At 64.9% G+C, this 24,280-nt stretch carries 29 protein-coding genes; 3 read left to right on the top strand and 26 right to left on the bottom strand.

The genetic code is table 11. The features are described from left to right. Positions 1-30 precede the first annotated feature (30 nt). A complete protein-coding gene (locus tag AC1C2M_RS00615; protein ID WP_495434909.1) occupies positions 31-1,227 on the top strand; it encodes a class I SAM-dependent methyltransferase in 1,197 nt (398 codons plus the stop codon). 122 nt (positions 1,228-1,349) lie between these two features. Further along, positions 1,350-1,823, top strand: a complete 474-nt coding sequence (locus AC1C2M_RS00610) for an SRPBCC family protein (protein ID WP_483404856.1) — start codon at positions 1,350-1,352, stop codon at positions 1,821-1,823. A gap of 57 nt (positions 1,824-1,880) precedes the next feature. Here the strand turns inward: AC1C2M_RS00610 and AC1C2M_RS00605 are convergent, their stop codons facing one another. Genes AC1C2M_RS00605 through glmS form a run of 10 tightly spaced genes read right to left on the bottom strand, consistent with a single transcriptional unit; the run spans position 1,881 to position 10,504 of the window. Further along, positions 1,881-2,687, bottom strand: a complete 807-nt coding sequence (locus tag AC1C2M_RS00605) for a nitroreductase family protein (protein WP_495434284.1) — start codon at positions 2,685-2,687, stop codon at positions 1,881-1,883. Between the two features lie 2 nt (positions 2,688-2,689). Beyond that, positions 2,690-3,022, bottom strand: coding sequence for a hypothetical protein (locus AC1C2M_RS00600; RefSeq protein ID WP_495434908.1), 333 nt, complete (start codon positions 3,020-3,022; stop codon positions 2,690-2,692). A 4-nt stretch (positions 3,023-3,026) separates the two neighbouring features. Then, complete coding sequence (locus AC1C2M_RS00595) at positions 3,027-4,286, bottom strand: DUF4190 domain-containing protein (protein WP_495434907.1); 1,260 nt, start codon at positions 4,284-4,286, stop codon at positions 3,027-3,029. Between the two features lie 24 nt (positions 4,287-4,310). Next, positions 4,311-5,369, bottom strand: coding sequence for a tRNA (adenosine(37)-N6)-threonylcarbamoyltransferase complex transferase subunit TsaD (tsaD, locus tag AC1C2M_RS00590; RefSeq protein ID WP_495434906.1), 1,059 nt, complete (start codon positions 5,367-5,369; stop codon positions 4,311-4,313). An 11-nt stretch (positions 5,370-5,380) separates the two neighbouring features. Then, positions 5,381-5,875, bottom strand: coding sequence for a ribosomal protein S18-alanine N-acetyltransferase (rimI, locus tag AC1C2M_RS00585; RefSeq protein WP_495434905.1), 495 nt, complete (start codon positions 5,873-5,875; stop codon positions 5,381-5,383). Beyond that, entirely contained in the window at positions 5,872-6,492 is a 621-nt protein-coding gene (tsaB, locus tag AC1C2M_RS00580; RefSeq protein WP_495434904.1) for a tRNA (adenosine(37)-N6)-threonylcarbamoyltransferase complex dimerization subunit type 1 TsaB, read from the bottom strand. Before tsaB ends, rimI begins: the two co-directional genes overlap by 4 nt. A 9-nt stretch (positions 6,493-6,501) precedes the next feature. Further along, positions 6,502-7,080, bottom strand: a complete 579-nt coding sequence (tsaE, locus tag AC1C2M_RS00575) for a tRNA (adenosine(37)-N6)-threonylcarbamoyltransferase complex ATPase subunit type 1 TsaE (protein ID WP_495434903.1) — start codon at positions 7,078-7,080, stop codon at positions 6,502-6,504. After that, positions 7,077-8,189, bottom strand: a complete 1,113-nt coding sequence (gene alr / locus AC1C2M_RS00570; RefSeq protein ID WP_495434902.1) for an alanine racemase — start codon at positions 8,187-8,189, stop codon at positions 7,077-7,079. The genes tsaE and alr overlap by 4 nt, the downstream gene beginning before the upstream one ends. After that, a complete protein-coding gene (locus AC1C2M_RS00565; RefSeq protein WP_495434901.1) occupies positions 8,186-8,599 on the bottom strand; it encodes a holo-ACP synthase in 414 nt (137 codons plus the stop codon). Before AC1C2M_RS00565 ends, alr begins: the two co-directional genes overlap by 4 nt. A 54-nt stretch (positions 8,600-8,653) precedes the next feature. Beyond that, on the bottom strand, positions 8,654-10,504 hold the full coding sequence (gene glmS, locus AC1C2M_RS00560) for a glutamine--fructose-6-phosphate transaminase (isomerizing) (RefSeq protein WP_495434900.1): 1,851 nt from the start codon (positions 10,502-10,504) through the stop codon (positions 8,654-8,656). Between the two features lie 35 nt (positions 10,505-10,539). Between glmS and coaA the strand changes: the two genes are divergently transcribed. Next, positions 10,540-11,496 carry a type I pantothenate kinase gene (gene coaA, locus AC1C2M_RS00555; protein WP_495434899.1) on the top strand — a complete coding sequence of 319 codons (957 nt, stop codon included), beginning with the start codon at positions 10,540-10,542 and terminating at the stop codon, positions 11,494-11,496. Positions 11,497-11,599: 103 nt separating this feature from the next. Here coaA and glmM read toward each other — a convergent pair whose 3' ends face one another. The 16 genes from glmM to AC1C2M_RS00475 form a co-directional block, all read right to left on the bottom strand. After that, positions 11,600-12,961 (bottom strand): phosphoglucosamine mutase, encoded by a 1,362-nt coding sequence (glmM, locus tag AC1C2M_RS00550; RefSeq protein ID WP_495434898.1) that lies wholly within the window; start codon positions 12,959-12,961, stop codon positions 11,600-11,602. A 27-nt stretch (positions 12,962-12,988) separates the two neighbouring features. Beyond that, positions 12,989-13,474, bottom strand: coding sequence for a 30S ribosomal protein S9 (rpsI, locus tag AC1C2M_RS00545; RefSeq protein ID WP_483404868.1), 486 nt, complete (start codon positions 13,472-13,474; stop codon positions 12,989-12,991). A 30-nt stretch (positions 13,475-13,504) separates the two neighbouring features. Continuing rightward, the gene (gene rplM, locus AC1C2M_RS00540; RefSeq protein ID WP_108962888.1) at positions 13,505-13,951 is read right to left on the bottom strand and encodes a 50S ribosomal protein L13; all 447 of its coding nucleotides are present in this window, start codon (positions 13,949-13,951) and stop codon (positions 13,505-13,507) included. A gap of 135 nt (positions 13,952-14,086) precedes the next feature. Continuing rightward, positions 14,087-15,013, bottom strand: coding sequence for a tRNA pseudouridine(38-40) synthase TruA (gene truA / locus AC1C2M_RS00535; RefSeq protein ID WP_495434897.1), 927 nt, complete (start codon positions 15,011-15,013; stop codon positions 14,087-14,089). Between the two features lie 456 nt (positions 15,014-15,469). Continuing rightward, a complete protein-coding gene (rplQ, locus tag AC1C2M_RS00530) occupies positions 15,470-16,009 on the bottom strand; it encodes a 50S ribosomal protein L17 (RefSeq protein WP_495434274.1) in 540 nt (179 codons plus the stop codon). A 47-nt stretch (positions 16,010-16,056) separates the two neighbouring features. Beyond that, on the bottom strand, positions 16,057-17,049 hold the full coding sequence (locus AC1C2M_RS00525) for a DNA-directed RNA polymerase subunit alpha (protein WP_108391747.1): 993 nt from the start codon (positions 17,047-17,049) through the stop codon (positions 16,057-16,059). A 128-nt stretch (positions 17,050-17,177) separates the two neighbouring features. Continuing rightward, positions 17,178-17,576, bottom strand: coding sequence for a 30S ribosomal protein S11 (rpsK, locus tag AC1C2M_RS00520; RefSeq protein ID WP_108391748.1), 399 nt, complete (start codon positions 17,574-17,576; stop codon positions 17,178-17,180). A 44-nt stretch (positions 17,577-17,620) separates the two neighbouring features. Next, positions 17,621-17,995 carry a 30S ribosomal protein S13 gene (rpsM, locus tag AC1C2M_RS00515; protein WP_108391749.1) on the bottom strand — a complete coding sequence of 125 codons (375 nt, stop codon included), beginning with the start codon at positions 17,993-17,995 and terminating at the stop codon, positions 17,621-17,623. Positions 17,996-18,147: 152 nt separating this feature from the next. Continuing rightward, complete coding sequence (rpmJ, locus tag AC1C2M_RS00510) at positions 18,148-18,261, bottom strand: 50S ribosomal protein L36 (RefSeq protein WP_108391750.1); 114 nt, start codon at positions 18,259-18,261, stop codon at positions 18,148-18,150. 93 nt (positions 18,262-18,354) lie between these two features. Then, complete coding sequence (gene infA, locus AC1C2M_RS00505) at positions 18,355-18,576, bottom strand: translation initiation factor IF-1 (RefSeq protein ID WP_108391751.1); 222 nt, start codon at positions 18,574-18,576, stop codon at positions 18,355-18,357. A gap of 149 nt (positions 18,577-18,725) precedes the next feature. Further along, positions 18,726-19,871 (bottom strand): mannitol-1-phosphate 5-dehydrogenase, encoded by a 1,146-nt coding sequence (locus AC1C2M_RS00500; RefSeq protein ID WP_483404871.1) that lies wholly within the window; start codon positions 19,869-19,871, stop codon positions 18,726-18,728. After that, positions 19,868-20,308: a PTS mannitol transporter subunit IIA gene (locus AC1C2M_RS00495; protein WP_483404872.1), complete on the bottom strand. Its 441-nt coding sequence runs from the start codon at positions 20,306-20,308 to the stop codon at positions 19,868-19,870. Before AC1C2M_RS00495 ends, AC1C2M_RS00500 begins: the two co-directional genes overlap by 4 nt. Beyond that, complete coding sequence (locus AC1C2M_RS00490) at positions 20,305-21,828, bottom strand: PTS mannitol transporter subunit IIBC (protein WP_495434896.1); 1,524 nt, start codon at positions 21,826-21,828, stop codon at positions 20,305-20,307. The genes AC1C2M_RS00495 and AC1C2M_RS00490 overlap by 4 nt, the downstream gene beginning before the upstream one ends. Then, positions 21,825-23,519, bottom strand: a complete 1,695-nt coding sequence (ptsP, locus tag AC1C2M_RS00485; RefSeq protein ID WP_483404874.1) for a phosphoenolpyruvate--protein phosphotransferase — start codon at positions 23,517-23,519, stop codon at positions 21,825-21,827. The genes AC1C2M_RS00490 and ptsP overlap by 4 nt, the downstream gene beginning before the upstream one ends. A 27-nt stretch (positions 23,520-23,546) precedes the next feature. Next, complete coding sequence (locus AC1C2M_RS00480) at positions 23,547-23,813, bottom strand: HPr family phosphocarrier protein (protein ID WP_108391756.1); 267 nt, start codon at positions 23,811-23,813, stop codon at positions 23,547-23,549. Continuing rightward, positions 23,806-24,165 carry a PTS sugar transporter subunit IIB gene (locus AC1C2M_RS00475; RefSeq protein WP_483404875.1) on the bottom strand — a complete coding sequence of 120 codons (360 nt, stop codon included), beginning with the start codon at positions 24,163-24,165 and terminating at the stop codon, positions 23,806-23,808. The genes AC1C2M_RS00480 and AC1C2M_RS00475 overlap by 8 nt, the downstream gene beginning before the upstream one ends. Positions 24,166-24,280: the final 115 nt, after the last annotated feature.

The raw sequence follows: 24,280 nt of genomic DNA, 5'->3' as shown, positions 1-24,280 counted from the left end.
GCACAGCATCCGGGTTGATAAGTTTGCACGATGGAGAGAGCCGAACTCGTTGAACTACTGACGCCGGATGGGCTCACCCTCATCGACCAGGTCGGGGGGTCGGATGCCGACACCGACCCGGTTGGGACCGTGTCACGACTGCGCGCGGAAGGCCACTCGCCCGCGCTCGTCGCGGCCGTGCTGACGCAGGTCAGGCTCCGGCGGAAGGCTGTTGGGAAGTTCGGTGAGTTCGCGTCGCGGATGCTCTTCACCGAGGCCGGCCTCGAACAGGCCACCCGGTTGCGTGTCGCCGCACTCCACGCCGGCCGATTCAGCTCGGCGGGACTCAGCCGGATTGCTGACCTCGGCTGCGGGATCGGGGGCGACGCCATGGCGATGGCCGCGATGGACCTCGAGGTTACCGCCGTCGACGCCGACGAAGTGACCGCGACAGTCGCCAGCTACAACCTCGCCCCCTTCCCCACCGCCGATGTGAGGCACGCGAAGGCGGAGGACATCGACACGAGCGCATTCGACGGGCTCTATTTCGATCCGGCCAGACGCACCGCCGGGCACTCGAACACCACTCGGCTGACCCGGCCGGAGGATTACAGCCCATCGCTCGATTTGGTCTTCGGGCGTGCCGCAACACAGCCCGTCGGTGTCAAACTCGGCCCAGGGTTCGACAGATCACTCATTCCCGACGACGCTGAAGCCCAATGGGTCAGCGTCGATGGGCAGGTCGTCGAGCTCGGCCTGTGGTTCGGCGCCCTCGCCCGCGATGGGGTGCGCCGGTCAGCGCTCGTCCTCGACTCGGCGGGAACCCACGAACTGACCGCTCCCGCCGACAGTGAGGATGTCGCCGTGCGTGAGCCCGGCGAATTTCTCTTCGAACCGGACGGCGCGGTCATCCGGGCGAGGCTTATCGGCGACGTTGCGCGCGAGATCGGTGCGGGGATGCTCAGCCCCGGCATTGCCTATCTCACGGGCGACACCGAGGCCCGGACCCCGTTCGCCACGGCGTTCCGCGTGATCGAGAGGTTCCCGCTCGATGAGCGGACACTGAAGCGGGAGCTCGCGAAGCGCGATATCGGGACGCTCGAGGTGAAAAAGCGAGGCGCAGACATCGATCCGGCGGTCTTCCGCAAGCGGATGGCGCTCCGCGGCAGCAAGAGCGCGACGATTGTGCTCACCCGCGTGAACGGCAAGCACGCCGCGCTCCTCTGCGAGCGGATCCCCCGGAACTGACCTGCGGCACAGTCGCTCCAGAAAGTTGACGAAGACCCGCCCGACCCGCAACCCCTCGACACTGTGAGGCGTCCCGTGGTTCTCTGGGAACACACAATGGATCTCACCCAGAAGGAGCGCTCATGACAACTGTCAACGCCGATATCGACGTTCACGTCCCCGTGTCAACCGCATACAACCAGTGGACTCAGTTTGAATCTTTCCCGCAGTTCCTCAGCGGCGTCGACGACGTGACTCAGACGAGCGACACCCAGACCCACTGGAAAGTGTCGATTGCCGGCATCAAACGCGAATTCGACGCTGAGATCACCGAGCAGATCCCCGACACCCGCATCGCGTGGACGAGCACAGACGGCGAAGATCACGCCGGTGTCGTTTCGTTCCACCGCTTGAGCGCGGATGAGACGCGAATCTCGCTGCGGCTCGACTGGTCACCGCAGGGCATCCTCGAGCACGCCGGAGCGCTGCTCCAGGTCGACGACATCCAGATCGGTCACGACCTCAAGAAGTTCAAGAAGCTCATCGAGTCGAACGGCTTCGAGACCGGAGCCTGGCGCGGCGAGGTCGACCGCTCCCCCGACGCAACCGGTCGCTGATGTAACGCACCCGTCGGCGGTTGACCGCCGACGGGCCGACGCCGCAGGCCGGCTGGGCTACCCGTGTGAAACGGGAGTGTCCCAGCCGGTCTGTGGCGTTTTGCATGTCCCGCGGAACACGTACTGCGACGGCAGCTTGCGTTCGTGGCTCGTCCAGTCGATAGCGGGGCGGCGCTGTTCCGTCGGCACATAGCCGAGGCGGTACACAGCCATGAGTTCGAGAGAATCGGGCACCTCGAGCAGGTTCTCGATCTTCGCCCACATGCCCGGGACTTCCATCGGGAACGAGACGAACTGGATCCCCATGCCGAGTTCGACGGTGGTCAGCCAGACGTTTTCCATCGCAGCACCCATGCTGAACACCGAATAGAACGAGCTCAGCTCGCCAGGGCGATACTCCGAGCGGTCAAGCATCACGCCGATGAGCAACGGTGAGCCGGCGACGAGCTTGCGGTTCTCTTCACCGAGCTTTTGCGGAACACGCATCGCATTCATGAGCTTCTGGCCACGCTTGGTGAACACCTGTGTGGTGAACGGCCGCAACGCAGCGGGAAGCTTGTCGAACAGCATCCCGTCGCGTCTTTCGGCCATTTCGCTCGCGCTGAAGCGGAAATACGGCTTGTAGCGCTCGAAGAAAGTGCCGTTCGACATCGCCTCGGTCATGCTGTCGCCACTGATTCTCGCAATGGTGTCGATCGTGTCCGGGTCATCGACAATCACGAATCGCCACGGCTGGCTGTTCAACTGCGAGGGGGCGCGACCGGCCACTTCCATCAGCAGACGCTGGTGTTCCTCACTGACCCTGTCCGGCAGGAACGGGCCGTTCGTTGTCTTCCGCCGGCGAACCACATCGAGAAACTCCACGCCTACCTCCAGGCCTTGATCACACTGAGTACGAAAAACGGTGCTGCAGAAAGCGCTGTCTGCACGTGCCTGGGCGACCGTGCGCTCGCCCGCGGTATCACCGCAAGGGGGATCGCCGCTGGCAGGAGAAACAGTCCTGCCCGGTTGCGGCTCCACAGCAGGGAACTGGCCGCGATCACGCTCGTCGTCACTGTCGTGATGTAGAGAGCGTGATGAATCCATCGAAAGTTGCCCGTGTGCACACGGCCTGTCGCAACGCCGGCACCGAGCGCACAGTTGGCCGCGTAGCTCGACGCGGCGACGGTGAAAAGCACCGGTGCAACCCGTTGGGACATGAACCTATCCCGCTGTCGTGGCCGCAATGGTGATCACGCTGTACGCAAGCCAGCCCAGGGAAAGAAGAAGCCCGACCACGCCCGTCACTATGGCGGCGAGGGATCGGCCAGGGGTGTCGACTTCCTTCTTGCGCGCGACGAGCCCGAGGACTATCGCGGCTATCGACAGGGGAAGCGTCCAGCCGAAAATGATGCCGCCGATAACGCCGATGATTCCGAGGATGAGACCGATCAGGCCCATCTTGGGCTTGGGCGGCGCTGCGGGCTTCGGGGACGTAGGGTACTGCGGCTGACCGGAATAACCGGGCGCACCCGCGTACCCCTGCTGACCGGGATACGGCGCAGTCGGCGACCCGTATGCCTGCTGTACCGGCGGCTGCCCCTGAGGGGACGGGACGAATGGCGGCGCATAGCCCGCGGGGGCGAACGCCTGAGGGTTGGCGGGCTGAGGGTTGCCAGGCTGAGGCGGCCAGGGAGCCTGCGGCTGACCGGGATTTTGAGGCTGAACGGGATACTGCGCCTGAGCGGGGTACTGGGGCGACGCGGGGTACTGGGGCGACGCGGGGTACTGGGGCGACGCGGGGTACTGGGGCGACGCGGGGTACTGGGCGGATGCCGGGTACTGCTGCTGCTGCTGCTGCTGCTGGCCAGGATACTGCTGACCGTGCGGAGCCTGTGGCTGTGGACCCTGCGGTTGCTGGGCCTGTGGCTGTTGGGCCTGTGGCTGTTGGGCCTGAGCCTGCTGGCCCTGCGCGTGCTGGGGCTGCTGACCCGGATATGGAGCAGCATACGGTGCCGGGGCACCGGCAGCCGGTGCCGCAACGGGCTGCACCTGCGGGAACGGGTTGACCGGTGGCGCTCCCGCGGAACGGTACGGCGTGGCCGGCGGGGACGGGGGCTGGACCCCACCCGGCTCCGACGTCCGCGATCGCTCCTGCGGAGCAGCGGTAGCGAGCGGGAAGGGCGAGGATGGTGCGCCCGGCCCCGGTGTTTCGGGTTCGGCCGGCAGTGGCGGCCCCGGCTCGACGGGTGCCGGCACCGTGGGCTCCACGGGTGTCGGCACAGCCGGTTCGGCGGGTCGGGGGGCGATCGGCTCGGCGGGAGTCGGTGCAGCCGGTTCGGTGGGCGACGGCGTCGGTTCACTCGGCGACGGCGGAGTCGGTTGAGCCGGGATCGATGGCACGTTCGGCTCCGGAGTTGTCGGCGGCACCGGCGGCACCGGTGGCGCCGGGGGAACTCCGTCGGGGCCGTGAGGATCTGACATGGGCGTCTCCTTCGTCGCGCGGTGCTAGTGCACCTGGATATCCGTCACAGGAAGTGTTGAATCTGCCGAGAAGTCGAGTGTAGAGGGTGCGTGGCCCGCCATGATGAGCTGCGCGCCCAGCTCGGCGATCATCGCGCCGTTGTCTGTGCACAGGGACAGCGGTGGGATGCGCAGAGCCACTCCCGCCGCGGCAGACCGTTCCGCGGCGAGCGCCCGGACCCGGGCGTTCGCGACGACTCCGCCACCGAGCAGCAACCGCGGCACACCATAGTCGGCGCAGGCAGCGAGCGCCTTGGTGATGAGCACATCCGCGACCGCCTCCCGGAAGCCGGCGGCGACATCCTCTACTGGCACCTCGAGTCCGGCATCCTGCTTCTGCTCCACCCAGCGCGCAACCGCGGTTTTGAGACCGGAGAACGAGAAGTCGTACCGATGCTTCTCCATGTCTTTTGGCCGGCTGAGTCCGCGCGGGAACCTGATGGCGTTCGGGTCTCCGGCCGCTGCGACCCTGTCGATCTGGGGGCCACCGGGGTACGGGAGCCCAAGAATCCGAGCAACCTTGTCGAAAGCTTCGCCTGCGGCATCATCGATCGTCTCACCGAGCAGCTCGACGTCGCTCACGAGATCGCGCACGAGAAGGAGGGAGGTGTGCCCACCGGAAACCAGCAGGGCGATCGTCGGATACTCGAATGGAGTTCCGGAATCGTCCAGGATGTCGGCACCGACGTGCCCGACGAGGTGGTTGACCGCGTAGAGAGGTTTGTTCAGCGCGACCGCGAGCGCCTTGGCCGCGCCGACGCCGACCATGAGGGCACCCGACAGCCCTGGGCCGCTCGTTACGGCGATGGCGTCGAGGTCATCGAGGGAGATAGCGGCCTCGGCGACAGCGTGGCGGATGGCGGGAACGAGTTCCTCGAGGTGCGCCCGTGCCGCTACCTCGGGAACGACGCCGCCGTACCTCGCGTGCTCGTCCATCGAGGACGCTATGGTGTTGCTCAGTAGCCTCGTCCCCCGCACGATACCGATTCCGGTTTCGTCGCAGGACGTCTCGATCCCCAGAACGAGCGGGTTGGTGCGGTTCATCAGGTCCTCGTTCACTGCGCGCCCACCGCGAGCCCTGGAACGCGGGGCTGAAGGATGAGCTTCATCACAATGGCGTCGACATTGTCCGGCTGGTAGTAGCCGGGCCGCACGGCGATCGCCTCAAACCCGAGGTCGAGGTACAGCGCCTGGGCCGCCGGGTTGTCCTCCCGCACCTCGAGGAACACCTGCCGCGCGCCGCGCTTTCGCGCCTCGCTGAGCAGGGCGCGAACGAGGATGCGGCCGAGTCCCATGCGGCGGACCTCTGCGGCAACGGCGATCGTCTGGATATCGGCGTCGTCGGCGCCCGGTGGGACCATCAGTCCCGCGTAGCCCTCGACGATCTCGGGGGCGCCGACCGGTGTCGCGACGATGTAGTACGTGTTTGCGCTCGCGAGTTCCGAGCGGAGAAGTTCGGCCGACCAGGCATCGGACCCGAAGGTCGACTGCTCGATCGCCAGGATATGCGCGAGGTCCGCGACGGTGGCGCGCCGAATCTGCCAGGTCATGCCGTCACCCGTTTTCCGCCGAGCGACGGTTTCGCGTCCGGCGAGCGCAGGTAGAGCGCCTCGTCAGCGGCGAACGAGCCACCCGTCGAGTAGAGCAGTTCCCCAAGCATGCCGAGTGAGCCTGCAGACACCGTCGTTGCGTCGAGCCGCTGAAGATCGCTGTGGCCCAGTTCGTCGGGTTTGGCCAGCCCTGGACCATCCACCCGGGCAGGCGCTCCGTGTTCGTCGACGCCGGAGTATGCCGACCAGTACAGCTCGCGTCTCCTGGCATCGGTGACCACGAGCAACCCGCCGGTGTTGCCGGAGCGGTACCAGTCGAAGGCTATGGCGTCGTGGCTGACGAGAGGGACGAGCGGCTTATCTGCCGCGAGTGCGAACACGCGGGCCGCAGCGATGCCGATTCGAAGCCCGGTGAACGGGCCTGGGCCCATCCCGCAGACGACACCGGAGAGAGCGGATGCGTCGACACCGGCCTCCTGCATGACCTCACGGAGCAGCGAACCCACCACTTCGGCGTGGCTCATCGTGTCGCCTGTGGTCCGCTCGGCGAGAACACCGCCGTCGCGATCGACCACAGCGACGCTGGTTCCCGTGGATGAATCTATGGCGAGGAGCACGGATCAAGCCTACGCGGTCACCGGCGGCTCAGAGATCGTGATGCGGACCCGGCGAGGCTCGTCGGTCTCGTCTACGTCGGCACCGTCCGCGTCGGCCTCGTTCACGCCAGCCTCGTGCTCGAGAGCTGACACGTCTTCGCCGTCACCGGCATCCGCCTGTATTCCATTCGAAGAATGCACCTGCTGGCCCGCCCCCGTCGGACGCTCGATCTCCACGTCGAGCCACCGTGAGGCGATGCCGTCGAGCATGCCGCGCCCCCACTCGACGATGACGACGCTGCCCGCGAAGTCGATGTCGAGGTCGTCGAGTTCAACGGCGCTTGACAGCCGGTAGGCATCCACGTGAACGAGTGGTGGACCATCCGACAGGCTCGGGTGGGTGCGCGCCAGCACGAACGTGGGACTCGTCACCGGTCCTCGAACGCCGAGTCCCTCACCGATCCCGCGGGTGAGCGTCGTCTTTCCAGCGCCGAGCGGGCCGGTGAGCACGAGGAGATCCCCCGCTCGGAGGGAGCGGCCGAGGCTGATCCCCAGTTCGTGCATGTCGTCGGCCGTCGCGACGACGGAGTCGAACGGGAGCTCGATCATGATCCGGCACCGTAGACGCGGTGCACCCTGGCTCCGATGCGCGTGACGATTTCGTAGTTGATCGTCCCCGCTACCGTCGCCCAGTCCGTCGCGCTCGGCGCGCCGGTGGCGGGGTCACCAAAGATCACCACATCGTCTCCGGTCGACACAGCGGCGTCACCAACGGCGACAACGAACTGATCCATAGCGATCCTGCCCGCGATCTGGTGCACTCCCCCGCCGATCAGAACACGACCGGCGTTGGATGCCTGGCGAGGGATGCCGTCGCCGTAGCCGAGCGGGACAAGGGCGAGGGTCGTCTCCTCCGGAGCGCGGTAGGTATAGCTGTACGAGACGCCCTTTCCCGCCGGTACCCGCCGGATGGCGGCAACCGACGCTCGAAGGGTCATCGCGGGAATGAGTCCAAGGTCGCTGGATTCGGCATCGTCGAATGGCGAGAGTCCGTAGAGCCCGAGACCGATGCGCACCGTGTTGAAGCGCGTCTCCGGCAGCCGGATCGCCGCAGCGGTGGCAGCGAGGTGCACGAGCTCCGGACGGAGTCCGTGTTGTGTTGCCAGCCGGACACCCGCGTCGAATTCCCTGGCCGCCTGGCGATCGTCATCGTCGGAGGCGTTGGAGAGGTGCGAGAAGATCCCGCGCACGTGAATCCGTCCGCTGCGCTCGAGTTCGGCGGCGCGGGAGAATGCCCGGGGCCAGTCGGAAGCGTCGAGTCCGTTGCGGGACAGACCGGTGTCCAGCTTGAGGTGGATTTCGATGGGCGCGTCGCCAGCGGCATCCGCTACCTTCTCCAACTGGTCGATCGAGGAGACGCCGATGTCGATGCCGCGGTGCCCTGCAGCCGTGAAGTCAGTGTCGGGGCCGTGCAGCCAGCACAGGACCGGCGCCGTGATTCCGGCGTCCCTGAGTTCGATCGCCTCGACGAGGTCTGCCGTTCCCAGCCAGTCTGCGCCGCCGGCGAGGGCGGCGCGCGCCGCTTGCACCGCGCCGTGGCCGTAGCCGTCCGCCTTGACGACCGCGATGATGTGGTCCGTCCCGACGACACCAGCCAGGTGACGGATGTTGTGCGTCATGGCATCCGTGTCGATCACTGCTTCACGGAACCCGATCATGCCTTCTCTTCTTTCTGCGAGGCCTGTGCCTCGGTACTCGACTGCGACCGGTCTGGGTCGTTTCGCTCGGCAATGACGAATGCAATCGCCGCTCCGGCATCGTGGCTCATCGAGAGGTGAAGCCGATCGATGCCGCGGGCTTCGATCACCTTCGCTGTGTCGCCGGTGATCTCGAAGCCGGGGTCGCCCTCATCACTGTTCGACACAACGATGTCGAGCCAGCGCACGCCGTCGGAACTGCCCAGCGCCTTGATCAGTGCTTCCTTCGCGGCAAACCGGCCGGCGAGTGAGCGCAGCGGTCGCGACCGTTCGCTCTCAGCGAACAGGCGCTCACGCAGGCGAGGCGTGCGGTCGACAGCACGTTCGAAGCGGGCAAGGTCGACCAGGTCGACCCCGATACCGACGATCACGCTGCTCCCTTCGCTTGCCTTCCGTCGTGCACCCGCGGAGGGGTGCGGCGGCTGTTACTCGACGGTCACCGACTTGGCGAGGTTGCGCGGCTGGTCGACGTCGAGTCCCTTCGCGATCGCCAGTTCCATCGCGAAGATCTGCAGCGGGATGACGGCGAGCAACGGCTCGAAGAGTGGCGCGGCCAGCGGAATCCGGATGACCGTGTCGGCAAAGGGAAGAACCGCTGCGTCGCCCTCTTCAGCGATCGCGATGATCCGCGCTCCGCGGGCCCGGATCTCCTGGATGTTGGAAACCACTTTGGAGTGCAGCATCGCGGAGCCACGGGGGCTCGGCACAACGACGAACACGGGCTGGCCCGGTTCGATCAGGGCGATGGGACCGTGCTTGAGCTCACCGGCGGCGAACCCTTCGGCGTGGATGTAGGCGAGCTCCTTGAGCTTGAGGGCGCCCTCGAGAGCGATCGGGTACCCGACGTGGCGGCCCAGGAACAGCACTGCGCGGGAGTCACTCATCCAGTGCGCCAGCTGCTCGACGACACTGCTCTCGTCGAGGATCGTGGCGATCTTCGCCGGAACGGCGAGGAGCTCTGCCGACTGCTCGGCGAGAACGTCTGCGGGCTGAGCGCCACGGACGCGGGCGAGGTGGAGTGCAAAGAGGTAAAGCGCGGTGATCTGGGCGACGAACGCCTTGGTCGACGCGACAGCAACCTCGGGGCCGGCGTGGGTGTAAACGACGGCGTCGGACTCGCGAGGAATCGTCGCACCCTGGGTGTTGCAGATCGAGAGCGTCTTGGCGCCCTTCTCGCTGGCGTACTTCACGGCCATGAGCGTGTCCATGGTCTCACCGGACTGGCTGATCGAGACGACCAGTGTCTGCGGGGTGATGACCGGCTCGCGGTAGCGGAACTCGTGGCTGAGCTCGACGTCGACCGGGATTCCGGCCCACTTCTCGAGCGCGTATTTGGCGGTCTGGCCCGCGTAGGCGGCGGTTCCGCAGGCGATGACGACGATGCGGTTGATGTCGACGAAGAGTTCATCGAGACCGTTGAGCTCGGGGATGACGACCTGGCCATCTGCATCGATGCGGCCGCGCAGGGTGTTGGCGACAGCATCCGGTTCTTCGGAAATCTCTTTGGCCATGAAGCTCGGCCAGCCGCCCTTGTCAGCTGCGCTGGCGTCCCACTCGATCTCGAAGGGCTCGACCTCGACGGGAGCACCGAAGAAGTCGGTGACCTCGACCTTGTCCGGCGTGATGGAGACGATCTGGTCCTGGCCGATGGCGAGGGCATTCCTGGTGTATTCAACGAATGCGGCGACGTCCGAAGCGAGGAAGTTCTCACCATCGCCGAGCCCGATCACGAGCGGCGAGTTGCGGCGTGCGCCGACGACGATGCCCGGCTCGTTTTCGTGCACAGCGAGGAGCGTGAAAGCGCCATCGAGCCGCGCCACGACGTTCTGGAATGCCTCGCGGAGGTCCTGCGTCTTGCGGTACTCACGGCCGAGCAGCACAGCGGCGACCTCGGAGTCCGTGTCGCTCTCGAAAGTGAAGCCTTCGTCGAGCAGTTCCTGCTTGAGCGGGGAAAAGTTTTCGATGATGCCGTTGTGGATGAGCGCGAGCTTGCCGTCGTCACCGAGGTGCGGGTGCGCGTTCTGGTCGGTCGGTGCTCCGTGCGTCGCCCAGCGGGTGTGGCCGATGCCTGTACGGCTGACTTCGATGGCTCCCGACTTGAGGTCGTCTGCGAGAACAGCGAGCTTGCCCGCCCGCTTCCGGGTGCGGAGAACACCGTTCTCGTCGATGACGGCGACGCCTGCGGAGTCGTAACCGCGATACTCGAGCCGACTTAGACCTCCGACAAGTACATCGATGCTGTCATTTCCGCCTACGTATCCCACGATTCCACACATGGGGTCAAGAATAGCCGCAATAGACTGGGAGCCTTATGCCTGACCACGGAGACGGCCATCACAATGGCACCCAGAGCACGCCGTTCGTTGAAATCGACAGGTCGGACTGGGCACGACTCGCCCCGAACACACCGTCGCCACTGACCGACGCGGAGGTTGTGCAGCTCCGGGGCCTCGGCGACCGACTGGACATGACCGAGGTGGCGGAGGTATATCTGCCGATCAGCCGGCTGCTGAGCCTGTACGTCGCCGCCGCGAAGCGCTTGCACGATTCGACCATGTCGTTCCTCGGCGAGACCACTGACCGCACCCCGTTCGTGATCGGTGTGGCCGGGTCTGTCGCGGTCGGCAAGTCCACCGTCGCCCGGCTCCTGCGGGAACTCATGGCCCGCTGGCCGGACACCCCGCGTGTCGAACTCATCACGACCGACGGGTTTCTTTACCCGAACGCCGAACTCGAGCGTCGCGGCATTATGGGCCGCAAAGGGTTTCCCGAGGCGTACGACCGCCGGGCGCTGCTCCGCTTCGTGAGCGCGGTCAAGAGCGGGGCGCCGGAGGTACGTGCGCCGTTCTACTCCCACCTCAAGTACGACATAGTTCCTGACGCGCAAGTTGTGGTTCGACGCCCGGATGTGCTCATCGTCGAGGGCCTCAATGTCCTTCAGCCCGCGGGGAGCGGGCACCGGCTGACGGTTGCCGACCTCTTCGACTTCAGCATCTTCGTCGACGCCCGCACGAGCGATATCGCCACCTGGTACGAGGAACGCTTCATGGCGCTGCAGCGCGGCGCCTTCACGAACCCCAACTCGTACTTCAACGTGTACGCCGATCTCACCGAGGATGAAGCACGCGAACGGGCTCGCTACTTCTGGCGTGAGGTCAACGAGCCGAACCTCATTGACAACATCCGCCCGACCAAAGCACGAGCCAAACTCGTCCTGCGAAAGGCGTCAGACCACAAGGTCAGCTCGGTTCTCCTCCGCAAGGTGTGAGAGCGCTGCGGCAGGCGGGACGCCGGCATAACCAGGCGCGCTGACCGCGGGCACTGCTGGCTCGCACACCCGCGTCCTGGTGAACGGTGGGTAAGGGGCGACCCTAGACCGCGAGCCGCACCCGGACTACGTCGGCGATCTGGTGAGCCAGGCGGTCGGCGGTCAGCTGGTCAGCAGCCTCGACCATTACCCGAACCAGCTGCTCGGTTCCGCTCGGGCGCAACAGCACACGACCGGTGTCACCCAGCTCGGTCTCCGCAGCGCGGACGACGTCAGCGAGCACCTCATCCTTGTGGATGCCCTCGCGATCCACGTCCCGCACGTTCACGAGAATCTGTGGGTAGACGGTCATCACGCTCGCGAGTTCTGCCGCGGTCTTGCCGGTTCGGGCCATCTCAGCCACCAGGTGAAGTCCGGTGAGGATGCCGTCGCCTGTCGTCGCGAACTCACTCATGATGACGTGCCCGGACTGTTCACCACCGAGCGCGAATTTGCCGCCGTCCATCGCTTCGAGGACGTAACGGTCGCCGACCTTGGTGTGCACCATCGAGATACCGTGCTGCTCCATGGCCATGCGCAGCCCGAGGTTGCTCATCACCGTGGCGACGAGCGTGTTGTCGGTCAGCCGGCCGCGTTCCTTCATGGAAACGGCCAGGATCGCCATGATCTGGTCACCATCGATGACCTTGCCGTTCGCGTCGACGGCGAGGCAGCGGTCAGCATCGCCGTCGTGGGCGATACCAATGTCGGCACCGTGCTCGAGCACAGCTTCGGCCAGCAGGTCGAGGTGGGTCGAGCCGACGCCATCGTTGATGTTCATACCGTCGGGATCGTTTCCGATGACGGTGACCCGGGCGCCCGCATCGCGGAACACCTCGGGTGACACTCCGGCAGCTGCGCCGTGCGCACAGTCGAGGACCACGTGGATCCCATCGAGCCTGTGGGGCAAACTGCCGAGCAGGTGCAGGACGTAACGGTCTTCCGCGTCGGCGAAGCGGCGGATGCGACCGACGTCGGCGCCGGTGGGAGCCCAGTTGGGTTCGTCGAGGTGCTCTTCAATGCGCGTCTCGACGGCGTCGGGAAGCTTGGTGCCTCCGCGAGCGAAGATTTTGATTCCGTTGTCTGGCGCCGGGTTGTGGCTCGCCGAGATCATGACGCCGAAGTCGGCGTCGATGTCTGCGATCAGGAACGCGGCGGCTGGGGTCGGAATAACCCCGGCGTCGAGGACGTCGACGCCGCTCGAGGCCAATCCTGCGGCAACGGCCGCCGACAGGAATTCTCCGGAGATCCGGGGGTCGCGTGCGAGCACGGCGACGGGCCTTTTACCTTCAGCACGACGGGCCTCAGCACTTCGGCCCTGCCCAAGCACCACAGCGGTGGCTTGGGCAAGGCCGAGAGCGAGGTCTGCCGTCAGGTCCTTGTTCGCGAGGCCGCGAACACCATCAGTACCAAACAGGCGAGGCATATAAAGCAGTCCTGATCCGAGGCGCGGTTAGCGCTTCGAGAACTGGGGAGCCTTACGAGCCTTCTTGAGACCGGCCTTCTTGCGCTCCTTGACGCGAGCGTCACGCGAGAGGAATCCGGCCTTCTTCAGGGTTGCGCGGTTGTTCTCTTCGTCGATCTGGTTGAGCGCACGGGCGATGCCGAGGCGCAGCGCGCCGGCCTGGCCTGAAGGGCCACCGCCGGAGATGCGAGCGATGACGTCGTAGCCGCCAGCCAGGTCGAGAATGGTGAACGGGTCGTTGATCAGCTGCTGGTGCAGCTTGTTCGGGAAGTACTCGGCAAGCTCACGGCCGTTGACCGTGATGGTGCCGGTTCCCGGGATGAGCCGAACGCGGGCAATAGCCTGCTTACGACGGCCGACTGCTGCTCCGGGCACGCTCAGTGCGGGACGGGCTGCCTTGGGAGCTGCCTCGACCGGCGTTTCGGTGGAGAAGCTCTCCGGGGTCTCTGCGATGGAATCTGCGATCTTCGCCACTGTAGGAATCCTTATTTCTATTCCGGGCGCTTACTGGGCGACCTGGTCGAGGGTGAACGTCTTGGGCTGCTGCGCAGCGTGGGGGTGCTCGTTACCGGTGTATACCTTCAGCTTGCGCAGCTGCGCAGCACCGAGGGAGTTCTTGGGGAGCATGCCGCGAACAGCCTTCTCCACCGCGCGGGTCGGGTTCTTCTCGAGCAGCTCGGCGTAGGTGACAGCCTTGATGCCGCCCGGGTAACCCGAGTGGCGGTAAGCCTTCTTCTGCAGGAGCTTCTGGCCGGTAAGAGCGACCTTCTCGGCGTTGATGATGATGACGAAGTCACCGGTGTCCATGTGGTTCACAAAGGTAGCCTTGTGCTTTCCACGGAGGAGGATGGCGACCTGGCTGGCCAGACGGCCAAGCACGATGTCGGTGGCGTCAATGATGAACCAGTCACGCTGGATCTCAGAGACCTTGGGGGAATAAGTGCGCGTCACAGTAGTGCTGCTTTCTTGTCGTAAGTTGGTTGGTCGTGAATCCCGCTCCGTTGGGAGTTCTGACGAGAACGCCGCAGGTGGAGGGCTCAACTTCGGGTGCCGCACTGCAGGGAGTATGGACACCAAGGAGCAACCTTACCCGGCCTCATCATCGTCGTCAAACTCGGCAAAGGGGTCGCGGCCGTCGTCGAGGCTCCGTCGCTGGCGCGTCAGCGCGGCACGCTGCCCCAGCAGGGCGTCGCTGGGATACCCCACCTCGGCGAGGGTGAGGCCGCGGGCGGGCATCACAGCGAACTCGTTCGACCTCGTCACCTCGCTCCGCAGCCGCTCAGCGTCGGCCACTTCCAGCTTCCCCTCACCCACAGCGACGCAGACACCGACGAGCGCGCGAACCATGCTGTGGCAGAAGGCATCCGCTCGCACATCAGCCACGAGCACTCCCTCAGCATCCCTGACCCAGCCGAAACGCTGAAGCGTGCGGATTGTGGTCCTGCCCTCGCGGGGTCGGCAATACGTCGCAAAGTCATGAAGGCCGACGAGCGATTGGGCTGCCGCGTTCATCCGGTCGACATCGAGCGGCGACGGATGCCATACCGTCTGGGCGCGCTCCAGCGGATTGCGGAACGAGATGCTGTCGGCGATCCGGTACTCGTAGCGGCGCCAGATCGCGGAGAAGCGTGCATCGAAGCCCGGCGCGGCCGGGCGGGCGTTGGTGATAACAACGTCAGGGTACTGGCCGAGAACCCCGTTGACCTTCCGTCGCAGTGCGCTTCCCGTCGGATGCAAGCCGTCTTTGGCCGGTCTCCCCCGGCGAACGCGAGCAGCGCGTTCCTCGTCGAGATCGAGGTGTGCCACCTGGCCCGTCGCGTGCACGCCGGTGTCGGTGCGTCCGGCGACCGCGACCAGGATCCTGTCACCGTGCTTGCCCAGGATGGTGGTGATGGCTTCCTCGAGCACGCCCTGCACGGTGCGGAGCCCCGGCTGCTTCGCCCAGCCCGCGAAGTGCGTGCCGTCATAGGCGATGTCGAGCCGGAATCTGGTGCTGGTCGGGGCGGGGTCCACCTCGGAAGTTTATCGGCAACAGCACACAGCTCCGCCCCGGGTGACCTCGCCGCCGGGCGAGTGCATCACTTCCGGTCGAGAACATCCCGCGCAGCTGATGCGCTCGACCGCAACTGATGGTCTCGCGCAGTTTGCACAGCCCGGCGCCGCACCCGCCCGCAGGCGCCTCTCCCCCGGTGTCGGCACGCCCCCACGCGGACGGCGACGGATGTCGGCGGGCACGCGGCAACGCGGCATCCGGTCGCCCCGCACACGGCACCCGCGCCGAGTGAGCTCGCCGCCCAGCGAGAGCACCACTTCCGGTCGAGAACATCCCGCGCACCTGATGCGCTCGACCGCAACTGATGGGCTCGCGCAGTTTGCGTGTCCCGGGTGCCATACGCACCAGCGCGACGCCGGCAACGACAAAGCCCCCGCCATCCAAACGGATGACGGGGGCTTCGAGTGAAACGAGTGCTACTTGGTGTCGTCGGCCTTCTCAGCCTCGACGACCTCAGCTTCGGTTTCAGTAACCTCAGCCTCGGGAGCTGCCTCGGCTGCGGGCTCTTCAGCCTCAACCTCGGGAGCAGTCTCTTCGGCGACAACAGGCGTCTCAGCCTGTGCGGCAGCCGGCTTCGACTTCTTCACCTTGGGGGTGACGGGCTCGAGAACGAGCTCGATCTGAACCATCGAGGCGTTGTCGCCCTTACGGAAGCCGAGCTTCGTGATGCGGGTGTATCCACCCTCGCGCTCTGCAACGAGCGGCGCGATCTCGGTGAAGAGCTCGTGAACGACCGAGGTGTCACCGATCGTGCGCATGACGCGACGACGGGAGTGCAGGTCGCCCCGCTTTGCGAACGTGATGAGGCGCTCGGCGACCGGGCGGAGGCGCTTGGCCTTCGTCTCGGTGGTCTTGATGCTCTTGTGGGTGAACAGGGCAGCGGCCAGGTTGGCGAGCATCAAACGCTCGTGCGCTGGTCCGCCTCCGAGGCGGGGGCCTTTAGTGGGCGTAGGCATGTTGTATCTCCAGTATCAAAAAATGAAAGGGCGTCCGGGGACGAGCCTTAGTTGCTTGTCTCGTCGTCGTAGCCCGAGTAGAAGTGAGCGCCATCGAACCCGGGAACCGAGTCCTTGAGCGAAAGGCCCATTTCCACGAGCTTGTCGCGAACCTCATCGACCGACTTCTGTCCGAAGTTGCGGATGTTCATCAGCTGGGTCTCGCTCAGAGCGACAAGCTCGGAGACCGTGTTGATGCCCTCGCGCTTGAGGCAGTTGTACGAACGAACCGAAAGGTCGAGGTCTTCGATCGGAATCGAGAGCTCGCCGGGCAGAACGGCGTCAACCGGTGCCGGGCCGATCTCGATGCCCTCTGCCGCGTTGTTGAGCTCGCGAGCGAGGCCGAACAGTTCGACGAGGGTCTTGCCCGCTGATGCGATGGCGTCGCGCGGCGTGATGGCCGGCTTCGTCTCGACATCGACGACCAGGCGGTCGAAGTCAGTGCGCTCACCGGCACGAGTTGCCTCGACGCGGTAGGTGACCTTGAGCACTGGCGAGTAGATCGAGTCGATCGGGATCTGGCCGGCTTCGGAGAACTCGTTACGGTTCTGCGTTGCTGACACGTAGCCACGGCCACGCTCGATGGTGAGTTCGAGTTCGAACTTCGCCTTGTCATTGAGGGTCGCGATGACGAGGTCCGGGTTGTGGACCTCGACGCCGGCCGGTGCCGAAATGTCAGCGGCGGTGACCTGCCCAGCACCGGTCTTACGAAGGTAAGCGGTGATCGGCTCGTCGTGCTCGCTCGAAACGACGAGACCCTTGATGTTCAGGATGATCTCGGTCGCGTCTTCCTTGACACCGGGGATGGTGCTGAACTCGTGCAGCACGCCGTCGATGCGGATGCTGGTTACTGCAGCGCCGGGGATGGAAGACAGAAGGGTACGGCGAAGTGAATTGCCGAGGGTGTATCCGAAGCCAGGCTCCAGGGGCTCAATCACGAACCGGCTGCGGAACTCTGAAATGTTCTCTTCGGTGAGCGTTGGGCGCTGTGCAATAAGCACTATGTGTTCCTTTCGGCTAAGTGTCCGCTATATGACACTTGCAATGACGAGGTATGAAGTTGTATCCGAGCCGACGATTGAGCAGCGCCAGAACTGGCGCCGCTCAATCGTCGAGAATCGAAGTGTGCTTAAACGCGGCGGCGCTTCGGCGGGCGGCAACCGTTGTGCGCCTGCGGGGTAACGTCGTTGATCGATCCGACCTCGAGGCCAGCGGCCTGAAGCGAACGGATCGCGGTCTCGCGGCCTGAACCGGGTCCCTTGACGAAGACGTCAACCTTCTTCATGCCGTGTTCCTGTGCCTGGCGGGCAGCAGACTCTGCAGCGAGCTGAGCGGCGAACGGGGTCGACTTACGTGAACCCTTGAAGCCGACTCCACCAGAGGACGCCCAGCTGATGACAGCACCAGTCGGGTCGGTGATCGAGACGATCGTGTTGTTGAAGGTCGACTTGATGTGGGCCTGGCCCACAGCAATGTTCTTCTTCTCTTTTTTACGCGGCTTGCGGGCAGCGGTTTTGGGTGCAGCCATGAATATCTCCTAAATCTTTCGGCAAAGAGCTCGAAGGCCGGGGCCTAGCGAGCCTTCTTCTTGCCGGCAACTGTGCGCTTCGGGCCCTTGCGGGTACGAGCGTTGGTCTTGGTGCGCTGTCCACGAACGGGCAGGCCACGACGGTGACGAATTCCCTCGTAGCTGCCAATCTCAACCTTGCGGCGGATGTCGGCCTGAACTTCACGGCGGAGGTCACCCTCTACCTTGTAGTTGCCTTCGATGTAGTCACGCAGCAGGACCAACTGGTCGTCGCTGAGATCCTTCACACGGATGTCTCCGCTGATGCCGGTGTCGACGAGGGTCTTCAGAGCCCTCGTGCGTCCAACACCGTAAATGTACGTCAGTGCGATTTCCACGCGCTTATCGCGGGGAATGTCTACGCCGGCGAGACGTGCCATGGTGGCTTCTCCTAGGAGTTAGTGGAGGTGTGGAGCAGTTCCTGTGCCCGGGCCTCCGACCCGAGGTGTCCCTCGAACGAGTTCTGGAACTGCCGATATTGTGCAGCTTGCGCTGCGATTGGTGTACTGCTGTTCTTCGTCCGACGAAGAATTTAGCCCTGGCGCTGCTTGTGGCGCGGGTTCTCGCAGATGACCATGACGCGTCCATTGCGACGGATGACCTTGCACTTTTCGCAGATCTTCTTAACGCTGGGCTTGACCTTCATGAGTTTCTCTCTCTCGCTGTCGTCGTACCGCTCCCTCAGGTCCGAACACAGATGTGCCGAACCAGCCTGAGCGGCCGTTACTTACAGTGCGTGTTACTTGTAGCGGTAAACGATCCGGCCGCGGGTCAGATCGTAGGGGCTGAGCTCCACGATCACGCGGTCCTCGGGGAGGATGCGGATGTAGTGCTGACGCATCTTGCCGCTAATCGTGGCAAGAACGCGGTGACCGTTGGTCAGCTCAACACGAAACATCGCGTTGGGCAAAGCTTCAACGATCGAGCCTTCGATCTCAATGACACCGTCTTTTTTGGCCATAGCCTCACTGTCGCTAAAAATAGTTGCACTGGTCGTGCGGTGGATTTTGATGCTGCTGAGTCCTTGTGGATGACACGCCAGAAACGTGCGCAAAGCACCAACAGACAATCTTATGGTATTTATTGCCTTTTCGCCAACTGGCGACGCTGCTACTTCTGGTGCTCCCGCACGACCGTGACGAGGCCGGCATAGAGCGGATGCTCCGGCGCAAGTCCCGAGACACGCTCGACGAATTCTTCGGCGCTGAGCTCCGAGAGCAGGCCCTGCATTTCGGTGCTTTGCTCGTCGTCTTCCACCCGGAACTCGAGTGCTTTCCCGATGGCGTCGAGCAGCGCGGTGTGGCCCAAGCCACGCTCGGCCAGTTCCGCTGCCGGGCTGATGAATCGCTCGTTGCGGCCGAGCTTGCGCAGCGGCTGCCTGCCGACGCGCTGCACGGTGTCCGGCAGGTGCGGGTTGGCGAAGCGGGTGAGGATCTTCTCCCGGTACTCGCGCTGGACCTCAGCGTCGATCCCGTGCTTGACCACGAGAAGCGCGCTGGTTTCCTCGAGGACGCGGCGGACGGCATCCGCAACGTCACTGTTCGCCAGCACGTCGGAGATCTTGTCGATGCCGGCGGCGAAACCGTAGTACGCCGCCGTGGCGTGGCCGGTGTTGACGGTGAACAGCTTGCGCTCGATGTACGGTCCGAGAGCGTCGACGAACGTCGCACCGGGGATCTCGGGCAGCGCGTCGCCGAACGGTCCAGACTCGATGACCCACTCGTAGAAGGCCTCGACCGTGACGTCGATGCCCGCTGCCGGGTCCTGGCCTGGCACGATCCGGTCGACAGCGGTGTTCGCAAAGACCGCACGCGGCGAGAGCGCCTCCCACTGCTCGGGAGCGACGCTCGACTGGATCTCGGTCCTGAGCAGATCTGTCGCGTTGATGGCGTTCTCGCAGGCCATCACGGCGAGCGGAGGAAGACCCGAGTCCCGAAGGGCAAGGGCACGCGCGATCACCGGAGCGACGAACTTCAGGATGTTCGGTCCGACCGCCGTCGTGACGACATCGGCCGTCTGAATCTCGGCGATGAGCTCGTTTTCGTTCGTGGCACTGTTGACGGCACGGTAGCCGGTGACGGTGCGATCAGAGCCACCGTCACCGACCTCGTGCACCTCGTAGCTCGGCGCCGCGTTCAACGCGTCGATGAGCTCAGCGTTCACGTCGGCGAAGACAACTTCATAGCCGGCGTCGTGGAGCAACAGGCCGACGAATCCTCGTCCGATGTTGCCCGCGCCGAAGTGAACAGCTTTCATTCTGCGTTGACCTCCTCGAGCAGCGCGAACAGTTCGTTCGCGTCTGCGGCGTTGATGAGCTTCGAAACCTCGTCCTCGTCCGAGAACACAATGGCGATCTTCGAGAGGATCTCGAGGTGCTCATTGTTGAGCCCGGCGATGCCGACGGCGAAACGCACCTCATCCCCATCCCAGTCGATCGGGTTCGTGTACCGGACGAGCGAAAGCGCCGAACGCACGATGGCATCCTTGGCGTCGTTCGTTCCGTGGGGAATCGCGAGGAAGTTACCCATGTAGGTCGAGACGGATGCCTCGCGCTCCAGCATCGCGTCGACGTACTCCGGCTTCACCGCGCCGGCGGCGACCAGGAGCGCGCCGGCCTCGCGGATCGCTTCTTCCTTCGTCGTAGCCGATCCCTCGGCGACGATGTTTCCCGGTGTCAGGATGGATTCGGTCATTCGGCGGCTCCCTGGCTGTTGTTGCGCTTGACGAGTTCGACGACCTCATCGTATTTCGGGCTGTTCATGAAGTTGTCGACCGAGATGTGCTGTGAGTTCGGCGACTTCTCCCGTGCCCGGTCCGTGAGGTCCTGGTGGGTGATGACGAGATCGGCGTCACCCTTGAGGTTCGCGATCGACTGGTTGGTCACAGTGACGTCGGTAACGCCGGCCTTCTTGATCTTGTTGCGGAGAACGGATGCGCCCATGGCGCTCGAGCCCATACCGGCGTCGCACGCGAAGACGATGTTCTTCACGAGCGTCGTGGTTCCGGTTCCTGTTGCCGAACCGGTGTCCGTGGTTCCCTCGGTGACGAGGCCGCCGAGGACCGAGCTCTGCTTGCCCTTGTTGGCCTGGGTTGCAGCAACGGCCGCTCCCATGTCACCGGCGTTGCCGGACGCGAGGTCGCGCTTGCGCGATGCCCGCAGGATAACGGCTGCCACGACGAACGACACAGCTGCCGCGATCAGGACCGAGAGGATGACACCGATGAAGCTGTTGCGTTCGGTCACGGCGAGAATCGCGAAGATGCTGCCGGGAGACGCGACGCTGACGAGACCGGATCCGAAGATCGCGTTGGTCGCGACACCACTGGCTCCACCCGCCATGACGGCGAGGAGAAGAATCGGCTTCGAGAGAACGTACGGGAAGTAGATCTCGTGGATTCCACCGAAGAACTGGATGATGATCGCACCGGGTGCGGTCGCCTTCGCAGCGCCGAGGCCGAAGATGCTGAACGCCAGGAGCAGTCCGAGTCCTGGACCAGGGTTTGCCTCGAGCAGGAAGAGGATGCTCTTTCCGGTTTCCTCAGACTGCTGAAGTGCCAGCGGGGTGAGGACGCCGTGGTTGATGGCGTTGTTGAGGAACAGGACCTTTGCCGGTTCGATGAGGATGCTCGCGAGCGGCAGGAGTCCGGCTTCGATCAGCCAGTTGACAGCTGTACCCAGCGCGGTTGTGATCGCCTGGATGATCGGGGCGAGCCCGAAGTAGGCGATGATCGCGAGGATCGCGCCGAGGATACCGGCAGAGAAGTTGTTCACCAGCATCTCGAAGCCGGCCTTGATCTTGCCTTCCCAGAGGCTGTCGACCTTCTTCATGATCCACGCGGCGAGCGGGCCGGCGATCATGGCGCCGAGGAACATCGGCGAACCGCTGAAGACCGGGTCTCCCATGGTCGCCGTGATGATTCCCATGGTCGCGATCGTCGCGACGACGCCACCGCGCTGGTCGTAGATCATCCGGCCGCCGGTGTTGGCGATCAGAAGTGGAAGCAGGAAGTAGAGGATGGGAGCAACGAGGGTTGCGAGCTGCGCGTTCGGCGTCCAACCGGTGTCAATGAAGAGTGCGGTGATCAGCCCCCACGCGATGAACGCGGGGATGTTCGGCATGACCATGCCGGACAGGAAGGTGCCGAATCGCTGAACGCGAACCCGTGCACCCCCTGCCTTCTTGGTCTGTGTCGACGACGTCGTCGTTGTCATGATTGTTCCTCTTTCAGGGTGAGTGCAGCGGCGGCAACCGCTGCACGGGCTTCGGCCGCGCCTTCGGCGGCCAGGGCGATCTCGGCGAGTTTTCGGGCCTCGTCGATGGTGTATTTCAGGAGGGACGCTCGTACGTCGACGAGCGCCGGGGTGGACATGGACAGGGTGGTCGCGCCGAGTCCGACGAGCACGACGGCGAGGAGCGGGTCAGCCGCGGCCTCACCGCAGATTCCGACCGGCTTGCCGGTCGAGGCGCCGGCAGCGCCGACCTCCCCGACGAGACGGAGCACAGCGGGGTGCCACGGGTCCTGGAGCGCTGCGACCGAGCCGAGCATGCGGTCGGCGGCGAGCGTGTACTGGGTCAGGTCGTTGGTGCCGATCGACGCGAAGTCACTTGCTGCGAGGACCTGGGGTGCGAGGAGCGCGAGCGACGGCACTTCCACCATCACACCGGCGGTTTTGATGCCGTACTCACGGGCGATGGCGACGAAGTACTTCGTCTCTTCGACCGTCGACACCATGGGTGCCATGACCCACAGGTCGGCTTCGGTTGCCTTGTCGGCTTCGGCGAGAGCGGTGAGCTGCTCGCGAAGGATGTCCTCACTGGCCCGAAGGGCCCGCAGCCCGCGCAGGCCGAGTGCCGGGTTCTCCTCGTGCACATCGTTGAGGAAGGGCAACGGCTTGTCAGCTCCGGCGTCAAGCACGCGGACGACGACCTTCTTGCCGGGGAATGCCTGCAGCAGTCGCGTGTAGTGCTCACGCTGCTGGGCGACTGTCGGCGCGGAACCGCCGGCGTCGAGGAAGAGGAATTCGGTGCGGAACAGTCCGACACCCTCCGCTCCCGCGTCCGCTGCGCCCTGCGCGCCCTCGGACGAACCGAGGTTGGCGAGCAGAGGGACCAGGGTCCCGTCCTTGAGCGCACCGGGGGTCACCGGGGCGACCGCTGCAGCCTGGCGCTCGGCGATACGTCGTTCGGCCGAGGCAACCTCGTCTTCGCTCGGCGAGGCGGTCACAGTGCCTGCCGCAGCGTCGACGATGACCGTCGTCCCGTCGGCCAGCGCCGAGACATCCGCCGTGCCGACGACCGCGACGATTGACTTCTCGCGGGCGAGAATTGCCGTGTGTGATGTCGGTCCGCCATCGCTCGTAATGAGGCCGAGGACCTTGTCGAGGTCGAGAAGCGCGGTGTCTGCCGGCGCGAGGTCGCGCGCGACGAGCACGAACGGGTGGTCGGGGTTCGGTACGCCAGGAGCGGGCACGCCGGAGAGGTCGGCGATCACGCGCTGGGAGACATCGTCCAGGTCCGCGGCGCGCTCCCCCAGGTAACCGCCCATGGCGGCGAGCTGGTCGCGGAAGCTGGCGAACGCCTCGAACACGGCGCGCTCGGCGGTGATCCCCCGCGCCAGGCTCTCATCGATGATGTCGGAGAGTGTCGGGTCCTCTGCCATCATCGCCTGTGCTTCGAGCACGTCGCGGGCGGTGCCACCGGCGGACTTTCCCCGTTCCTCCAGGTCGCGCGCGACAACGCTGAGCGATGCCCTCGCGCGTCCGGCTTCGTCCTCAACGGACTTCGTGCTCGGTGTGTCCTGCGGCTCAGGCAATGGCTCAGACATCCGGGCGACGACACCGACGACCACACCCTGTCCGATCCCGGTGCCCTGCAGTGTTGTGTGTGTTCCTGTCACAGTCATGACTGCTCTCCTCGGCTCGTTGATCGTTTATTCGTCATGGTCGGTCACAAGTAGCTCCACGAGTTGATCGAGCACAGCATCGGCGTTGGTGCCGTCTGCGGTGAGCGTGACGTAGTCACCGAAGTCGACACCGAGCGAGATCACACCGAGGATGCTCGAAGCGTTGACCGGTTTGCCGCTCCCCTTGGCGATGGTGACGTTTGCCCCAGACGCCGCCGCCGCCTGTGTGAACAGTTTCGCGGGACGGGCGTGGAGACCGTGAGATGAACCGATTCGAACGGTGCGTTCAGCCATGAAGTGTTTCCTCCGTCGCTTGCCTGTGTGTTCCCTCGCGTGTGGACCGTGCTCCGGCAGCTGAAAGAGCAAGGTCGAGGGCTTCGTCGCCAGCCGGCGACGAGAAGACTGAGGCGGGCATGACCGCGACGGCCACACCTCGTGAGTGAGCGGTCGAGCGGATGCTGTCGACATACGGGGTCAGGTGGGGTCCGAGGAGGACGACATCAGCGCCAGCGCTCTGAGCGTCGAGGGCGTTGAGGGGGCACGCTGTCGCTGACACGTCGATCTTTCTCGCCATGGCCGCTTTCCTCACGCGCTGGGCGACAAAGGTACTGGACGCTCCCGCGCCGCACACTACGAGGATCTTCATTGATCCGCCTCCGTCGACCTGTTGCTATGGAAATCTGCGCCGAAAAATGGCCAGCTTGTCAAGCATTACGAGTTCCGAAGGTGATTGCCACCATGTTCTCTTCCGCAGGGTAGGA

The organism is Mycetocola sp. Y444, from assembly GCF_059445295.1.
The sequence above is the reverse complement of the archived record's forward strand: the minus strand, read 5'-3'. Positions and strand labels throughout refer to the sequence as shown.

Excerpts from the sequence above, each read along its gene's own strand:
- AC1C2M_RS00615 (WP_495434909.1), top strand. The coding sequence starts at position 31 with ATGGAGAGAGCCGAACTCGTTGAACTACTGACGCCGGATGGGCTCACC.
- AC1C2M_RS00610 (WP_483404856.1), top strand. The coding sequence starts at position 1,350 with ATGACAACTGTCAACGCCGATATCGACGTTCACGTCCCCGTGTCAACC.
- AC1C2M_RS00600 (WP_495434908.1), bottom strand. The coding sequence starts at position 3,022 with ATGTCCCAACGGGTTGCACCGGTGCTTTTCACCGTCGCCGCGTCGAGC.
- AC1C2M_RS00595 (WP_495434907.1), bottom strand. The coding sequence starts at position 4,286 with ATGTCAGATCCTCACGGCCCCGACGGAGTTCCCCCGGCGCCACCGGTG.
- tsaD (WP_495434906.1), bottom strand. The coding sequence starts at position 5,369 with ATGAACCGCACCAACCCGCTCGTTCTGGGGATCGAGACGTCCTGCGAC.
- rimI (WP_495434905.1), bottom strand. The coding sequence starts at position 5,875 with ATGACCTGGCAGATTCGGCGCGCCACCGTCGCGGACCTCGCGCATATC.
- tsaE (WP_495434903.1), bottom strand. The coding sequence starts at position 7,080 with ATGATCGAGCTCCCGTTCGACTCCGTCGTCGCGACGGCCGACGACATG.
- alr (WP_495434902.1), bottom strand. The coding sequence starts at position 8,189 with ATGATCGGGTTCCGTGAAGCAGTGATCGACACGGATGCCATGACGCAC.
- glmS (WP_495434900.1), bottom strand. The coding sequence starts at position 10,504 with ATGTGTGGAATCGTGGGATACGTAGGCGGAAATGACAGCATCGATGTA.
- coaA (WP_495434899.1), top strand. The coding sequence starts at position 10,540 with ATGCCTGACCACGGAGACGGCCATCACAATGGCACCCAGAGCACGCCG.
- glmM (WP_495434898.1), bottom strand. The coding sequence starts at position 12,961 with ATGCCTCGCCTGTTTGGTACTGATGGTGTTCGCGGCCTCGCGAACAAG.
- rplQ (WP_495434274.1), bottom strand. The coding sequence starts at position 16,009 with ATGCCTACGCCCACTAAAGGCCCCCGCCTCGGAGGCGGACCAGCGCAC.
- rpsK (WP_108391748.1), bottom strand. The coding sequence starts at position 17,576 with ATGGCTGCACCCAAAACCGCTGCCCGCAAGCCGCGTAAAAAAGAGAAG.
- rpsM (WP_108391749.1), bottom strand. The coding sequence starts at position 17,995 with ATGGCACGTCTCGCCGGCGTAGACATTCCCCGCGATAAGCGCGTGGAA.
- rpmJ (WP_108391750.1), bottom strand. The coding sequence starts at position 18,261 with ATGAAGGTCAAGCCCAGCGTTAAGAAGATCTGCGAAAAGTGCAAGGTC.
- infA (WP_108391751.1), bottom strand. The coding sequence starts at position 18,576 with ATGGCCAAAAAAGACGGTGTCATTGAGATCGAAGGCTCGATCGTTGAA.
- AC1C2M_RS00500 (WP_483404871.1), bottom strand. The coding sequence starts at position 19,871 with ATGAAAGCTGTTCACTTCGGCGCGGGCAACATCGGACGAGGATTCGTC.
- AC1C2M_RS00495 (WP_483404872.1), bottom strand. The coding sequence starts at position 20,308 with ATGACCGAATCCATCCTGACACCGGGAAACATCGTCGCCGAGGGATCG.
- AC1C2M_RS00490 (WP_495434896.1), bottom strand. The coding sequence starts at position 21,828 with ATGACAACGACGACGTCGTCGACACAGACCAAGAAGGCAGGGGGTGCA.
- ptsP (WP_483404874.1), bottom strand. The coding sequence starts at position 23,519 with ATGACTGTGACAGGAACACACACAACACTGCAGGGCACCGGGATCGGA.
- AC1C2M_RS00480 (WP_108391756.1), bottom strand. The coding sequence starts at position 23,813 with ATGGCTGAACGCACCGTTCGAATCGGTTCATCTCACGGTCTCCACGCC.
- AC1C2M_RS00475 (WP_483404875.1), bottom strand. The coding sequence starts at position 24,165 with ATGAAGATCCTCGTAGTGTGCGGCGCGGGAGCGTCCAGTACCTTTGTC.